The sequence below is a fragment of the Mycoplasmopsis californica genome, from assembly GCF_000695835.1.
Classification (GTDB): Bacteria; Bacillota_I; Bacilli_A; order Mycoplasmatales; family Metamycoplasmataceae; genus Mycoplasmopsis; species Mycoplasmopsis californica.
The window spans coordinates 490,871-507,768 of record NZ_CP007521.1 but is presented as its reverse complement, the minus strand read 5'-3'; the positions used below and the strand labels follow the sequence as shown (position 1 = coordinate 507,768).

The following is a 16,898-nucleotide window of genomic DNA, read 5'->3' as shown; positions in this document are numbered from 1 at the left end:
CATTCAAATTAAATTAAAATAATTTTCTTTTAAATTTTCTAAAATCAATGTGCTTTTAAAAAAGCAAAAATGAGTAAAAAATACTGAAAAATACTAAAAAAAATTGATTTTTATGAATTAAAAAACTTTATAAAAAATACCTACAAAATTAATTATGAATAATTTTTTTTATGTTAAAATTTAACTATTAATATACTATTTATAGAATCTTTCTATATTTTAGCACGCAAAATTTTATTTCAAGGAGAGTTTTTATGGAGCAAAAAGTTACCAAAGAATACGTTAACAAGTACCCATATAAAATAAGTGAATTTGGTGCCGGAACTGAACGTAGAGATTACTCAGTAACCAAAAATATTTATCAAGTTCAAGACTTTTTAAAAACTTCAAAAGAGTCGTTTGAATGATTCAAAAAGCAAGGTATTGAGGAAGCGATTAGAGCCCATTACCCAATTTCTTCTTCAAACAAATTAGTTGTTTTAGATTATATTTCAGGTAGCGCTCGCATTGAGGCAGGTTCTCGTGAGTATGAAGATGTAACAAACGCTAAGGTTAAAGGAACTAATTACTCAGGAAAACTATATGCTAAGTTTCGTTGTACAACAACTAATGACGGTTTAGTTAAAGAAGATGAGGTTTTCTTAGGCGAAATTCCTTTGATGACCTCTGGTGGAAGTTTTATCATTAACGGGAGTGAAAAAGTTATTGTTAGTCAATTAATTCGTTCTCCTGGGGCATATTTTGGTCGAGGCGTTCGTAATAAACAATCTGATGATCTGTTTAACAAATTAGAAATTTTACCTCGTCTTGGTTCGTGAGTTGAAATTTCTCATAAAGTTACTTCTAAAAACCCAGACAGCGTAAAAATTAAAATTGACAAAAACAAAAATGTTAACATTGTAACTTTTTTAGGCGCATTAGGCTTAAATCATAAAGATATTCACTATTTATTTGGAAATTCTGATGTTTTAAAAGAATCGATTAAGAAAGATAAAAAGTTAGCACCAGATCTTACACCTGATCAAGCAATCAAAAATTGTCAAGAAGAGTTATTTAGAACAATTAGAAAAGGTGATCGTGTTTCAGATGAATCGATTGCAAACTTAATTCCAGGTTTACTTTTTCATAAAAAACACTATAACTTAAGTCAAACTGGCCGTTATATGTTGAATATTAAATTGAACTTAGTAGATCGTATTTCAGGAACAATTTTGGGTCAAGACCTTAAAATTTGAGATAAAGAGGGCAACGAAATATTTCTTGAAAACGGTACACCAATAACTCATAAATTGGCTGTGCTAATTCAGTGAAACTTTGATAATTCAAAATTACCAGCTGAAAAACTAAAATGTGTAAAAACTGATGTAGTTTATGCAAAATTATTGAGTGATGAGACAAATTCATCGCTAAAAAGAAGAGATAAGATTATTTCAATTAGTGTTTATCCTTCGAAAAAATGAATGGAAAAAGGTAAAGAACCGGTTCGTGTAATTGGTACTGATCCTAAGGCAAACGAAACTCACCTTGTTATTTCTGACTTAATTGCAGCAATTAACTATTATTTCAATCTACTGGACGGTATTGGTCAAGATGACGATCCAGATGCATTAACTAACAAACGTATTGTGGCGGTTGGTGAATTGGTTCAAAATAACCTTAAAGTTGGTTTAGCTAAACTTGAAAAAACTACTCGCGAGAGAATGGGTGCTAAAGAACCGGATAAAGTTAGTCCAAAAAATGTTACAAACAATAAATTGATTTCAAATCAAATGAAAACATTTTTTAACTCTTCAAAATTATCACAGTTCATGGCCCAAATTAACCCATTAGCTGAGATTAGCAATGAAAGACGTATTACTTCTCTAGGGCCAGGTGGTTTAAATCGTGATACAGCACAGTTTGAGGTTCGTGACGTTCATGCCACTCACTATGGCCGTATTTGTCCAATTGAAACTCCTGAGGGGCCAAACATCGGGTTAATTTTAAACTTTGCTACATATGCTCGTGTTAATGAGTACGGATTACTTGAAACTCCTTATTACCGTGTTGAAAAAGGTGTAATTGATTATTCAGAACCTGTTTATTTAACCGCTGCTGGTGAGATGGGGTATAAAATTGCTCAATCGACTGTAAAAGTTGATGAAAATAATAAAATTGTTGATGAACAATTGACAATTAGACATAATTACACATATGAAATGGGCCTTGCTGAGGATATTGATTTTGTCGAAGTTGCACCAAACCAAATGGTTTCGGTAGCAGCTGGTTGCATTCCTTTCCTGGAAAACGACGATGCCAACCGTGCACTAATGGGTGCTAACATGCAACGTCAAGCTGTTCCGTTATTAGAAACTGAAGCACCATTTGTTGCTACCGGTATTGAAAGTGAGATTGCTAAGTATTCATCAGGTAACTTTGTAGCTAAGTCTGATGGTGTTGTTGATTATGTTGATGGACACAAAATTAAAATAAAAACTAATTCAAATAAAAATGAATCATACACATTGAAAAATTTCCAACGTTCAAACCAAGATACAGTAGTTCACCAGAAACCTTTAGTTAAAGAAGGTCAAGTTGTTAAAAAAGGTGATCTTTTAGTTGATGGCTCATCATTTAAAAATGGTGAATTAGCTCTAGGTAAAAATGTTTTAGTTGCCTTTAGTACATATAAAGGGTACAACTATGAGGATGCTATAATCTTGAACGAAAGATTAGTTAAAGATGATGTATTTACTTCAATCCACATTGAAGAACAAACAATTCAATTCAGAAATTCAAAAGCTGGAAACGATGAATTAACTAGCGATATCCCAAACGTATCTAAATATTCAACTCGGCACTTAGACGAAAGAGGGATTGTACGTGTTGGTTCGGAAGTGGTTCCAGGCGATGTTTTAGTTGGTCGTGTAAGTCCCAAAGGTGATGATAATCCATCGCAAGAGGAAAAATTATTGCTTGCCGTTTTACAACAAAGACAACACCCTGTAAAAGATACATCATTAAAAGTTAAAAATGGTCATGGCGGTACTATCATTGGTGTTGAAATTTTAGATCGCCAAAACAAAGATGCTCTTGAAGATGGTATTGACAAAATTGTAAAGGTATCAATTGCTGTTAAACGTAAAATTAAAGTGGGCGATAAAATGAGTGGACGTCACGGTAATAAAGGTGTTGTATCAATTGTGTTGCCTGAAGAAGATATGCCACACTTAGAAGATGGTACGCCAGTTGATGTTATGTTAAACCCACAAGGTGTTCCTTCGCGTATGAATATTGGCCAAGTCCTTGAAATTCACTTAGGTATGGCTGCTAGAGAACTAAAAACCAAATTTGTTACTCGTGTTTTTGACGGTATCAAAAAAGAAGCTATTTATGATGTTATCCAAGAAGCTGGATTGCCAATTACTGGAAAACAAATTCTAATTGATCCAATTACTGGAAATAAATTTGATAATCCTGTCTCGGTTGGAGTTATGTACATGCTTAAACTTAATCACATGGTTGATGACAAGATGCATGCTCGTTCTGTAGGTCCTTATTCATTAATTACTCAACAACCATTGGGTGGTAAATCGCAAAATGGTGGACAAAGATTTGGTGAGATGGAAACCTGAGCTATTGAATCTTATGGAGCAACTAACATCTTGCAAGAGATATTGACTTATAAATCGGATGATATTATCGGGCGTAATCAATTGTATGCTGCTTTGGCTTCGGGTCGTGAGTTACCAAAACCAGGTGTTCCTGAGTCATTTAATGTATTGAAATATGAGTTGCGTGGTTTAGGAATGAAATTAGATATTGACCACGTTGAAGTTGACGAAGATGAAGAAGCGATTCAACATTTTGACATTATAGGAGGCTTAAATGAGTAGATATAATAAAGATAATAAGACTTTAATTGATAAAATCACTCTATCATTAGCCACTGATAAAGATGTACAATCTTGATCAAATGGTGAAGTTACAAAACCAGAAACCATTAATTATAAAAGTTATAAACCTGAGCGCGAGGGACTTTTTGATGAAATAATTTTTGGTCCAACAACCGATTACAAATGTCCAGTATGTAACACAAAATACAAAAGAAGTGATGAAAATACAGATTGTGTTCGCACCCCTATGTGTGTAAAACACAAATCAAAAATTTTGCCAAAAATAAGCCGTCGTAGTCGGATGGGGCACATTCAATTAAAAAATCCAGTTGTTCATTTCTGATTTTTCAAAATCGACCATTCAATTATTTCGAAGCTTTTAGGTTTAAAAGTAGCAAATAGTTCTCGCTCGGTTACAAAATCTGAGTTAGAAAAATTAATTTACTACAAAAGCCACATCGTCTTGGAAGATGGTGGTCTAAAATCACTGAAAAAGAATACAATTATTGATATTAGTGAAGCTGCACTTGTCTATTTTGAAGCGCTTAAAGAATTACGTGAAAATTTCGATCCACAGGGCGATGAATATGACCAAGAAGCTTACGAAGTTATTGATGAAGCTCTTAATGATTTACGTGAGCAAGCAACTTCAAAAATGGGTCAAGACTATGGTATTGACTTTTATGAATATAATGAAATTATCCACGAATATTCTGATGCGTTAATTTCCACTGGTTCTAAAGCTATTGAGTATTTATTAGAAAATGTAAACCCACAAGAAGAAGCTGACAAGTTAGAAGAAGAAATTCGTGAGTTAAGTGCTCAAATCGCCGCAAATCCTTGAGCAAATGCTAAAATTCAAGAAAGAGCCAAATTATATAAGCGTTTTTCAGTAATTAATGCCTTCATTAAGTCGGGACAAGATCCAAAATCAATGTTAATATACAACCTTCCTGTTATCCCCGCCGACTTACGTCCGCTAGTTCAATTGGATGGCGGTCGCCACTCAACAAGTGATATTAATGAATTGTACCGTCGGATCATTATCCGAAATAATCGTTTGAAAAAATGAGAAGAAAGCGATGCTCCAATGTTGATTAAACAAAATGAGTATCGTATGATTCAAGAGGCTGTCGATTCTTTAATTGACAACGCCAGAAGAAAACCGAATCCGGTCGCTTCAAAAGATGGTCGTCCATTTAAATCAATTTCTGATGCCTTAACTGGTAAAAAAGGTCGTTTCCGTCAAAACCTACTAGGTAAAAGGGTTGATTATTCAGGCCGTTCAGTTATTGTTGTTGGTCCAGAATTAAAAATGCACCAAGTCGGAATTCCACGAGAAATGGCAGCAAAATTATTTGAGCCTTGAATCATTAATGAATTAATTAAATCAGACAAAAACTCAATCAATTCAATTAAAGCGGGTAAAAAAGCAGTTGAAAATCTAGATCCAATTATTTGGCCATACGTTGAAAAAGCAATTGAAGGCCGTCCTGTATTACTTAACCGTGCTCCAACATTGCACCGTTTAAGTATTCAAGCTTATGAGCCGGTGCTAATTCGTGGAAAAGCGATTAAATTACACCCACTTTCATGTACCCCTTTTAACGCTGACTTCGATGGTGACCAGATGGCTGTTCACGTACCAATTAGTCCTGAAGCTACTCGTGAAGCCCGTGAATTAATGCTTGCTTCCAAAAATATTCTAGGTCCAAAAGATGGTGAGCCTATTATTAACCCAGGACAAGACATGATTTTAGGTTTATATTACCTAACAATGGAAAAAGCGGGGGGATTAGGTGAAGGTAAATTCTTTGCAACTTATGAAGATATGCTAACAGCATATGAAAATAAAGCAATAAGCATTCACTCTAGAGTTGTATTACCAATCGAACAAGCAAATAAAAAATGAATTAACAGCGATGAAAAAAACAAGTATATTATTTCAACAGTTGGTAAATTTATTTTTAACCGTGCTTTTCCAAATACTTTTGAATTTATTTTTGGTAAATATATTACCCCTGATGGAAAAGAAATCGTTCACACATCAGCTAAGGGAGAACATTTAAGTCATTATTTACTGCCTGCGGGCTCAAATTTTCCTGACTTGATTGCACAAATGCCAATTAATTTAGCGCTTACCAAAAAAGACATCGCTAAGATTGTTCGTCGTGTTTATGACCAATATGTTAGTGTTATTTGCATGGAAGATTTAGCGGCTATTTTACAAGATATTAATAGCAATGATTTAGATAAGATTTTTGAAAAGTGCGCTTCTTTAACTACTTACAATAATGAAACTTTAAATAGTTCGCATGCTGAGATTTTAACTAAATTAATAACAGAAGAATTCAATAAAATTAATCACAGTGTTTTAAACCGTAATGAATTAAAAATACCAGCCTGAAACATTGAAGATCACACATTATTACTGGAAAAAGTATGATTTAAATACACTAATGTTGTCGCCAATGTTCTTGACAAAATTAAGTCATTAGGTTTTCATTTTTCAACAATTTCAGGAACAACAATTGCTGTTAGTGATGTAATCACTTTACCTTCAACCAAAGACAAAATTAAAGAAGGTGAAGCTTACATTGAAAAATTAAAATCGTTCTTTGCTGAAGGTATGTTAACCGATGATGAAAGATACTCATTATCAATTAAAAAATGAGCAGAAATTAAAAATTCTATTGAGGATGAGTTGAAAAAAGTAACTAAATCCGATCCTCATAACCCATTATTCATGATGTTTACATCAGGAGCGCGTGGTAACTCAAGTAACTTCGTTCAACTAGCTGGAATGCGTGGATTGATGAATAACAACGTTAAAATTCTTAAAGCCGACGCCGAAAATGAAAGAGTTGTTCGTTCAACTGTTGAAATTCCAGTTAAATCTTCATTCCTTGAAGGTCTAACAGCTTATGAATTCTATTCATCTACTCACGGGGCTAGAAAAGGGCTAACTGATACTGCTCTTAACACGGCTAAGTCAGGTTACTTGACACGTCGTTTAGTGGACGTTGCACAAGGTATTGTGGTTCGCGAAGAAGATTGTGGAACCGATTATGGCTTTGTTGTCCGTGACATTAAGGACTCAAAAACAAACACAATTATTGAGTCATTAGCCGAAAGAATCGAAGGACGTTTCACTAACAAACCTGTTATTGATGCTGATGGAAATCAAATTATAGGCGTTAATGAATTAATAACACCTGAGATTGCTAGTCAAATCAGTGAAAATGGCATTGAAGAAGTTGAAATAAGATCAGTTCTGTCTTGCTACACACGTAATGGTGTATGTAAAAAATGTTACGGAAAAGATTTAGCATTAAACCGTGTTGTTAATATCGGAGAGGCAGTTGGAGTTGTTGCAGCGCAATCAATTGGTGAACCCGGAACGCAGCTAACTATGCGTACTTTCCACACCGGTGGTGTTGCCGGGGTTGTTGATATTACAGGCGGTTTTGGTCGTTTGATGGAATTAATCGATGCTTACGATTCACCTTGAGGACGTCCGGCTATTATCGCACCTGGATACGGGTGTGTGAATTCAATCACAACTCCATTTGACCACGGCCGCGATTTTAAGGTTATAGAGATAGAAATTTATAACGAAAAAGGCGAGTTAGAAACTATAAAATATGAAACGAAAGCTGACCGTCGGATTGTTGTCAAAGAAGGACAAAAACTACAACCAGGGCAAAAAATTGTTGAAGGACCTATTGTTTTAGGCGATTTATTAAAATATGCTGACACACGTTCAGTTCAAAATTACTTATTAAAAGAAATCCAAAAACTTTATCGTTTACAAGGTATCTCAATCGCTGACAAATATATTGAAATTATTATTCGTCAAATGCTTTCAAAAGTTCTAATCACAGACCCTGGAGATTCTAGATTTTTCTCAGGTTCATTAGTCGATATCTTAGCATTCCAAAAAGAATCAGCACGTTTATTAGCTAAAGGGCAAAAACCACCATTTGGTGAGGTTAAAATTAAAGGAGCTAAACAAACGCCGTTATTATCTGATTCGTTCTTGGCTGCCGCTTCATATCAAGAAACGCCAAAAATTTTAGTTAACGCTTCAATTGCGTCACAAACTGATAATCTAGAAGGTTTAAAAGAGAATATTATTTTAGGTCATAAAATTCCAGCGGGTACAAACTCAAATTTTGAACTTAAAGGAAAATATGATATCAGAGATCCTCGTAGTTACTTTAGTGGTAAATATGAAGATATATCTACCGATATTGAACAACCTCATGATTTCATTTTTGATATGGAAATAGATCATCAACAAGATATTGATGAAATGTTTAGACAATTTAATGTTCATGAAGTAGAAGACAATTTCAGTTTACTTGAAGAGGAAATTGAATAATATAAAATCTCAGGCTAAGCTTGAGATTTTATTTTTGATCAAAAGCAATGAAACTATAATATTAATAAAATGCTTGCACACAAACAGGATTTATGTTAATATAACGGCCTGTGTAATGCGCTTTTTAACAAATTTTTATAAAAATCCTTGTATTTTGATAAAAAAAGAAGAAAATTATAAACGTATGAATAAAAAAAGTATTAAATTGGGAGTTATAAGCGGAGCTGCAACTTCATTTTTACTTGTGACCGTCCCTGTAATTATATTTACTAATAATCATAATAAAAAAACTAAAAACAATTCAAGTTATTTTGAAGAATTAAATTTCGATCTAGACAAGGTTAAAGTCTTAATGAAAATTCTTGATAACGAGCAAAACTCGCTTGAGTTGCAAGAAAAAATAATTCAAGATGCTCAAAATCTGCTAGATAAAGTCAGGGTTAATTTTGCTTTTATGGCAGACAGCAAAAACGATAAGCTACAAGCACAAGTTGCAAAGTATCTAAATGAATTAGAGCATAAATTGCATCATCACAGACAGAAGATGAACCAGTCTATTTTGGAGAGTGGCAGAATTTCATTAAATAAATCAAAATTAACAACAAAAATAATAACTGATATCTTCGAAAATTACAACAATTTTGTGGATTCGAAACTTAAGGATAACGTTAACAAGTTTAATAAACTAAAAAACGAGATTGAAAAAAATTTAAGTAAAAAACTAAGTCGACAAAGTGATGTAAATAACTTACGCACAATGATAGAAGAATTAAGGGAAATTGACAAGATAATCAATAACAATTTAACACAAATTATTAATAAAGTAAATCAAGCTAAAAACAATGAAAGATTCTTAAAAATAGATACTATTATTGATGAATTAAATGAATTTATTGCTAATTATGCAAACTCCAAAAATAACTCAACTTTAGATAACGATGATGAATTGATTAAGAAGTTAAGTAATATTATCTCTGAGGCGGACAAAATTATTGAAAATTTAGAAAAATACAAGTCTGATTCAGAGATTGATTCAAAAATAAAAATAGCTATTAAAACTGTATCAAAAGCGAAAGAATTATTGAATCAATTAACTCAATCAAATGATAAAAATCAATTATTAGAAGAACTTGAAAGTATTAAAAATACAATACAAAATACTGAAAAATTATTAAATAATGCTGATAATTTAAATACATTGGAGAGTATTTATAACGATTCTATTCTTCAATCAAGTAAGCGACTTAATGCAATTAAGAGTAGTGCCGAGAAACAAAATATTAGCATACACAATCATCAAATTGATGACTTGGAATTAAAAAACAATGAAAATAAATTAAATATCATTGCCAAAATGAAGACTATTTTATTAGAAACTTTGAAAAATAGTGGGATAGAACCAGTTGAAAATATTAAGTATCAAAATGAAATTAAAAAATCAGAATCAATTTCCGCGCTAAAAGATATAAGTGTTGCTATTAATAAAAACGTTCAAAACCAAAAAATAAACAATAATTCAAGTATTAAAAATGATGATCAAACAAGTGAACAAAATTTTGATATTCCCGCATTAACAAACGAATATCAAGAAATACACCAAAAAACTATCGATTGATTGGAAGAAATTAAGAACTCATTTGATTATGACTCAACTGCAATTGATAGTGTGTCTAATGTTGTTAAAAATATTTATATTCCAATGATAGAAAATATTAATTCCCAATTTTCAAGTGCACGTAATGATGGTAAAAGGTTATCAAATTTAATTGAAGAAATAAAAACTTTTAATAGCGGTGCTAAGGAATGATATGACCTAAAACTAACTTTTAATGATCAGTTTTTTCTAACTAAATACTACTTTAATGAATTAGTTCAAAATAATGATTTTTTCAATGAACATAACGCAATGTTCCAAAATATTGTTGAGCAATATGACAATGAATTAAAAAACAATAAAATCCCTACTAAAGAAACATTAAAAGATTGAATAACAGTATTAAATAAAATATACCCATTATTAAAGGAACAGCTTGAAAAAGAAAATGAGATTGCTAAAACTATTGATATCACAAAAGAAATTACAGATTTTTTCAATCAACTGGAAAAAGAATTAAGCAATGAACGTATCCTTTATTATGTAAAAAGCCCGCAAGATAGACTTTTCAATTATTACTTTAACCATGTAGCTAAGTATGAAGAGCCTTATAATGAGTTCAGAACAAGTTTATACTATAAATACACATCTAATGAGCAATTTAATGAAACATATTCAACACTTAAAAGTAAACTTGAAATAAAAGAAAAAATTCAAAATTATAAAAATTTTGTTGAATCGCAAAGAAAAGCCTATTTCAATTCACAACGGTATCTATCAGATATCGAGGATCAAAATAAGAAGGTTGATCCAATATGAATTTTTAACAAGATACAAGAATTGAAAGCGTTAGTTAACTCTGAATTCTTTTTAGAGCGTTATAATAATCCTAAATATAAATGATTAATTTATGACGATAAACAAAATAAAGACCAAAATTATGAGTATTATTACAGCATAGATAGTAAAGAGACTTTCGACAAAAGCACCCCTGAGGAATTGGAGAAATTCACTACAGAAACTGAAACAAACAAATATATTTTTGCTTTTCCAAGAAATAACTTTTTCCCTTGAAAACGATTAATTGCCGGTTATGGAATAAAAAATCCTGGAAATTCCGATTATCGTTTCTCATTAGGGTTAATGAGTGATAAATTAAGTTACTTAGCATATTGAATCAAGTGGGGTGTCGATAGTTTTGCTCGAAATGAATCATTTAATTTGGAAATACCTGACCAAAATAATCCTTCAAAAACGACGAAAAAACATGTTTTTGAATTATCGGAGGAAGAATTTAGACAATTAAGCTTTACTGATACTTTTAATGATATGGCACAAAAAATTTACGAAATTTTAAAATACGTCAAATTTTATGATGAACAGCTAATTTTGAAAGAAGATGAAAAGATTAAATGAGATTTCACTAAGAACAAGCCTATCTTCAGTGAAGATTAGGTGCTTGAATTCATTAAAATAATAAAATGCACTTAAAAATGAGTGCATTTTATCTTATATTAAGTAAATATTAACGCTTAATCATGATCAAAATAATTATTTTATTAATATCTAGCAAAATAAATATACCTGCGATAACACTTAAAAACACAATGTTAAGAATACCGAACGGAATTTTTTCATCCTTAGTCATCTCTGTTTTAATTTTTCAATGTTAAAACACCTATATTTATTGGAAATATTAATATAAATCCAAAAATCATGCAAATAATGCTAAATATTTTAATAACTAATTTATATGTTTTATTTTTCATATATCTTCTAAGATGCATATTAGTTACTTTAATTTTAGCGTTTTTATCTTTCAATTCTAAATAGATTGCTTAATGAAGCCCTGACTTCAAAGGTTTATAAAGCTATTTTGTGTTAATGGATGTCTAATTATTAAAAAAATCAAAGGCAAGTTGAATGTGTTATTTGATTTTTAATATTAATTTATTTTAAAAACGAAAAGTCATTTCTTATTGTTTTTTCTATCTTATTATTGCTGAATTTGAATTTAGCAGGTTCAATAAGTGTGTTTTCTCTAACTTGTTGTTTAAATGTGTTAGAATAAACTTCTCCCTCTAAGATAGCTCAAATTGTGTTTTCTCACTCACCCTCTCAATTTTCGCTAATGCCTAGTTGAAATTCCAATTGCCCGTTACTTAAATTCTGTGGAATGTGAATTTTATATGGACCTTCTCATAACTTGTTTTCAACCGGCGTTACATAGACGCTATAGTATTTGCCCTCAATTAATTTGGGATCGGTAACCTCAAATTTAATTTTAACATTTGGCTTTTCTAGTGAATAATCGGTTATACGAACTTTATTTAAAATTTTAGCTTTATTTTCCTCTATTTTATCAATATATATTTTAGTATCATTAGTAGCTGCTAAATTAATAGACTTTATGTGTCATTCCTCATTAATTTTTAAATCCATTGTTGTTTTTAATGTTATTTCATCATTATTTACTGAAATATCATTGATTTTGAGTGTTTGTTCTGCCTTAGTTCCTGGATGTAATTTATTAGCAATATATTTTCCTTTATAATCCACTGTAATTGACGATAAATCTTTTTTAATTGAACTAATAATTGCGGGATTAGATGCTTTTATTTTAATTTCAATTATCGTTTTTTTATCCTGTTTATACGTGTCGAATTTTTGTTTCACGCTTTGTACTTCATAGATGTTTTTATTTTCGATTTCTTCGCCATCATTATATTCTTTATCTAATTCTTTCAAGTAATTAATGATATTTTTAATTGCTTTTTCATACTCTTCTTTTGTTGGAATGGATGAAATCTGGTTATTGAAACTTGTTATTTTTTGTTCAATTTTTTTAAGCTCTGCTATTTCCTCGTCATCAATTTCTATATCCTGATTAATATTGTCTTTTTTATTTGTCTTAAGTTGATATAAAGTATCTCTCATCTCTTTTAAAGAATTGTAAAATTTTTCATAATTCTTCTTCGCTTCTTGAAAATCTTTGAAAGTTAGTTTTTCGCCTGTGATATCATCAGTTTCAGGTGTAAATTCAGTATTATTGCTGATATTCTCATCTTTTTTTAATTCTGTTTTGGGTATTTCTTCACTTTTTTTAGGATTATTAACCTTTGAATTAGAATGACTATCATTTTTTGGCATTGTTTGAGGAGCTACATGTATTCTAGGACTCTGAGGTGTAGTTTTAGAATTGTTTTCTTGTATATGTTTTATATTATTATTATTATTATTATCTACAATAGGTGTTTTAGAGGTTTGCGACTCTGATTTTTTGTTTGCTATTTTTCCAACTTTTGAACTTTGATTTTCTTTGGGAGTATTTCCTTCGGTGATTTTTTTCTCATTTTGAATATTTTCTATCTTATTTTGATGTGAGTTGGAGTTTTCAGCATTTTTGTTCGAATCAGGTTTAGATGGGTCATATTTTTTTTGACAAGCAATAACAAAAAATGCAGGTGCAATTACAGAAATCGCTGACGAAACATTTAATAACAACTTGCTTTTTTTCATATTTATGTTTCTCCTTTTAATTTACTTTTGAATACAAAACATTTTATTATAAAAAAAAAAGAGAAGCATTTTGAAAAATTTCCATAAATTAACATTTTATTTAAAAACAAGCACGTCCAGTATGGATTTGTGCTTGTTTGATTGGTATATAATCTACTATTTCGTTGTTTTGTTATCGATATCCACGATCGTGAACCGCAATGGCTCTCCGCCGTATTTGTCATCGAAAAGAATTTTATCAGTTCTACGCTTAGGAAAATTTCGATATGTTTCTAAGGTAGCTACATATTTAGATAAATCGAATTTTTCAAGTTCCTCAGCATTTTGGAATAGTGATGGATAAATATAAGAATACGTATACACAGAAACTTGTGGAATTTTTGATTTTGTATCAGTCAGTGGAGCAGTTATAGAAATTTCTAAAATAATTCCCTGTTTTGTTAATAAATATACGTGAAACTCTTTGTTTTCAGTATTATGACTTTCATAAATAACGTGCTTAAGAACTTCATTTGTCCGTGGCCGATTAAATGAACCTAGTTCAAGTGAGCTTTTTTGTATATCTAAACTTAAGGTTTCGAGGTCTGCTTTAAATTGATCAAATGTATCATAATAAGCAAATGTAAAGCGATCTAAATTGAACAAAAATCAAAGTCAATTTTGCGTGAATAATTGTTCTAATTTAGGGCCAAATTCTTGCAATGGAATTACTTTTTTACTTCCATTATCCTCTGAACGGCTAAAAGCTGTTATATTGTTGGCATAAAATAAATATTCCTTAACATCTGTTAAATATTTATTAGGGATTGCGATTTGTTGTTTTATAAATTTATTTTTTTCTGCTAAATGGTTGCCATAAACAAGATTTAAAAGCGAATTGACATATTCATATTGCAAGAACAAATTTCATTTATCTTTGTGTTTGTTTTCAATGTTACCAGTAGTTTTTTCAGTATTTTCAAGCATTTTAGATTGCTGACAAGAAATTGATAAAATCGGCAATAATGACTGGGAGATTAATGCGAATTGTAATATTTTTTTAATTTTCATCATTTTCCTTTGTGAGCAATAAACCTAAGGCAGGGTAACTATAATTTTTTATAACATCATTTTCAAATGTGTCATAACCATCTTGATTGCCGTGAATTATCGCATTATGCACTGAGTCGGAGATTAATTTAACAGCAATTCTTTCATTTCTAGCTCTTGGAAAAAGAATAAACTTATCAAATATTAGTTTTTTAACACTCTTTTTGTTTCTTGTTATAAAAACTCTGACTATCATTTTGTCTTTCTTTAGGTAGAATACATCATCTGGAGATTCTGGTGATTCGTCTCCAACAGTTAAACTTTCTCAATAATTATTTATAAATCTGTAATTATCAGGAATTATTTGTGAAGAAATTTTTTCTAAAAAAGTCTCCGAGTGACGAGTCTCACCTATTGATGGAAATGTTCATCAATTTGTGTATTTTCATTGAAAATTATCAATATTTTTCAGTAAAAATAGTCAATTTTGTGAGTAAAAACTTCTCAGTTTTTCAGCGTTTTCATTAGATTTTTCAAATTTATAGGTTTTACTTAACTCTTTAAATTCGGATAAGAGTTTTTTTGTATCTTCTTGACTTTTTAAAAAATTGGTTTTTGCGACATCGTTATTTTTAAATTGCTGATTTAGGATTCATTCTAATATCTCACTTGTCTTAGCTTCTGCTGAATTGTAATCCTTAGGAATGTATTTAAATCCTTGTGGAATTTTTAATTCATTTTTTGTATAATCGCTTTCAATACACGAAACTAATGCAAAAGGGGTTAAAACAGATGAAAAAGGGAGTGTTTTTAAAATTAATTTGTTAAATTTGATCATCTACAAACCTCATGCTAAATCTAAAAATATTTAATTCATCTTTTCCTTTGTGCATTTCATTAAGGACTTGAGTCAAAAAGTAATTGTACTGATTCAGTCCCTGGAATTCCATAAAAGAAGAATCTATGTAGTGTTTAATAAATTCTTCTTCATTAAATTCTTCTTCAAATTCAATCGCGCTTAATTTTTCTTCTTCATATTTTTTGGCAAATTCTTTAACCCTTTTATGGTGTATATTTGATTCGATTGTTTGAAGCTTGCTTTTTATTTCATTATGATTAAGATTTTTCTCAAAAACGAATAAATCTGTTGTTATTTGGATAAAAACACTGTTATTATGCTCGTATTTTCATATTCTTAAAGCTTTATTATAGTCAAAAATTAAATATCAAATTTCTTTATTAATATAATGATTATATTTTTTAGTTTGTTCGATATCAACAAATGGAATTTTAATTAAACTTGTCGGATTTGGGTCATTAATCTTGGCTATTAATGATCCAAAATTGTTTTTAACCTGTTCAAATCATTTTTTTTCTTTTTCAAAAGTTTTATATCTATCGCCGTAAGGATTAAAAATAAAATAGAATTTCTGAATATTATCAAGAGTTCAATATCAATCTTGCGATAGTGTGTTTTTTATTACATTTTTCGATGTATTAGCCAAAAAATTATATTCTCCACCTGTATTATGTACGCTTTTTAAAATAAATATAGGATCATAAACAAAGGCATACTTTAGTTCATTATATTTTGCATAAGATTGATTTTGTTGTTGCGAAATGTAGATATTTCTTTTATTTATGTCGCTATTTGTAAAGATGTTTAACATTTTATTAACTTGTTCATTTTGATAAAGTTTTTGTTTTTTACTCTGGGGTGTATTAATTGATTCTGGTGAATCGGTTTTTGTACAACTTATGGTAGTTAGAGGTAGTAAGGTCAAGCCAAAACTATTGAGAAATAACTTTTTCATAGAATAACTTTTCTAATGATTGTACTTTGGGTCCAGAGTATAAAATTTTGCCTTGGTGAATTAAAGTGACTGAGTTAACGTATTTATCTATTTCAGCTAGGACGTGTGATGAAATTAAGATAGTAATCTTATTTTCTTGATTGATTTTTTGCAATAGATTAAACAACTCGTAACGCGCCGTTGGATCTAGATTGGCAGCAGGTTCATCAAGAATTAATAATTTTGGTTCATGTAAAAGGGCTTGAATTAATAATATTTTTTTCTTTTGTCCAGATGAAAAAGTGTAAGGTTTTTCGTGTGCTAATTTTTCCATTCCAAACAATTTTAAAAAAGTATCAATCCTACGGTTGGCATCGTTTTTAGGGATATTTGATAGTATAGAAAGATTAAAAAGATATTGATATACACTCAATTCACGGGGAAAAATAGCAACCTCAGGGACATAACCCACGATTGAACGCGCTTGAGCTTTTTGGATATTAATGCCATTTATTAGAACTTCGCCCTCATAATTGGCATAAGCGCCAATAATTGTTTTGATTGTAGTAGTTTTTCCCGCTCCGTTTTCACCGATAAAGGCATGAAAATCGCCTGAAGGAATACTAAAACTTATATTTTTTATGCCGCGATCAGTTTTTTGAAATATTTTTTTAAGATTAACAATTTCTAATATGTTACTCATA

General features: G+C 30.4%; 8 protein-coding genes. 3 read left to right on the top strand and 5 right to left on the bottom strand.

Features of this window, described 5'->3' with window-relative positions:
• The first annotated feature begins 254 nt into the window (after positions 1–254).
• The 3 genes from rpoB to MCFN_RS03415 all read left to right on the top strand — a co-directional run bounded on the left by rpoB (position 255) and on the right by MCFN_RS03415 (position 11,308).
• A complete protein-coding gene (rpoB, locus tag MCFN_RS02030) occupies positions 255–3,875 on the top strand; it encodes a DNA-directed RNA polymerase subunit beta (RefSeq protein WP_038561812.1) in 3,621 nt (1,206 codons plus the stop codon).
• Complete coding sequence (rpoC, locus tag MCFN_RS02025; RefSeq protein ID WP_038561810.1) at positions 3,868–8,259, top strand: DNA-directed RNA polymerase subunit beta'; 4,392 nt, start codon at positions 3,868–3,870, stop codon at positions 8,257–8,259. The genes rpoB and rpoC overlap by 8 nt, the downstream gene beginning before the upstream one ends.
• A gap of 184 nt (positions 8,260–8,443) precedes the next feature.
• Positions 8,444–11,308: a coiled-coil domain-containing protein gene (locus MCFN_RS03415; protein ID WP_144238975.1), complete on the top strand. Its 2,865-nt coding sequence runs from the start codon at positions 8,444–8,446 to the stop codon at positions 11,306–11,308.
• Between the two features lie 495 nt (positions 11,309–11,803).
• On the opposite strand, the gene MCFN_RS02015 is transcribed toward MCFN_RS03415, so the two are convergent.
• The 5 genes from MCFN_RS02015 to MCFN_RS01995 form a co-directional block, all read right to left on the bottom strand.
• The gene (locus MCFN_RS02015; protein ID WP_038561805.1) at positions 11,804–13,372 is read right to left on the bottom strand and encodes a hypothetical protein; all 1,569 of its coding nucleotides are present in this window, start codon (positions 13,370–13,372) and stop codon (positions 11,804–11,806) included.
• A 156-nt stretch (positions 13,373–13,528) separates the two neighbouring features.
• Positions 13,529–14,422, bottom strand: coding sequence for an aromatic motif membrane protein (locus MCFN_RS02010; RefSeq protein WP_051604568.1), 894 nt, complete (start codon positions 14,420–14,422; stop codon positions 13,529–13,531).
• Positions 14,412–15,239, bottom strand: coding sequence for an aromatic motif membrane protein (locus MCFN_RS02005; protein WP_038561800.1), 828 nt, complete (start codon positions 15,237–15,239; stop codon positions 14,412–14,414). The genes MCFN_RS02010 and MCFN_RS02005 overlap by 11 nt, the downstream gene beginning before the upstream one ends.
• Positions 15,226–16,215, bottom strand: a complete 990-nt coding sequence (locus MCFN_RS02000; RefSeq protein ID WP_038561798.1) for an aromatic motif membrane protein — start codon at positions 16,213–16,215, stop codon at positions 15,226–15,228. Before MCFN_RS02000 ends, MCFN_RS02005 begins: the two co-directional genes overlap by 14 nt.
• Positions 16,193–16,897, bottom strand: coding sequence for an ABC transporter ATP-binding protein (locus tag MCFN_RS01995; RefSeq protein ID WP_038561795.1), 705 nt, complete (start codon positions 16,895–16,897; stop codon positions 16,193–16,195). Before MCFN_RS01995 ends, MCFN_RS02000 begins: the two co-directional genes overlap by 23 nt.
• Position 16,898 lies beyond the last annotated feature (1 nt).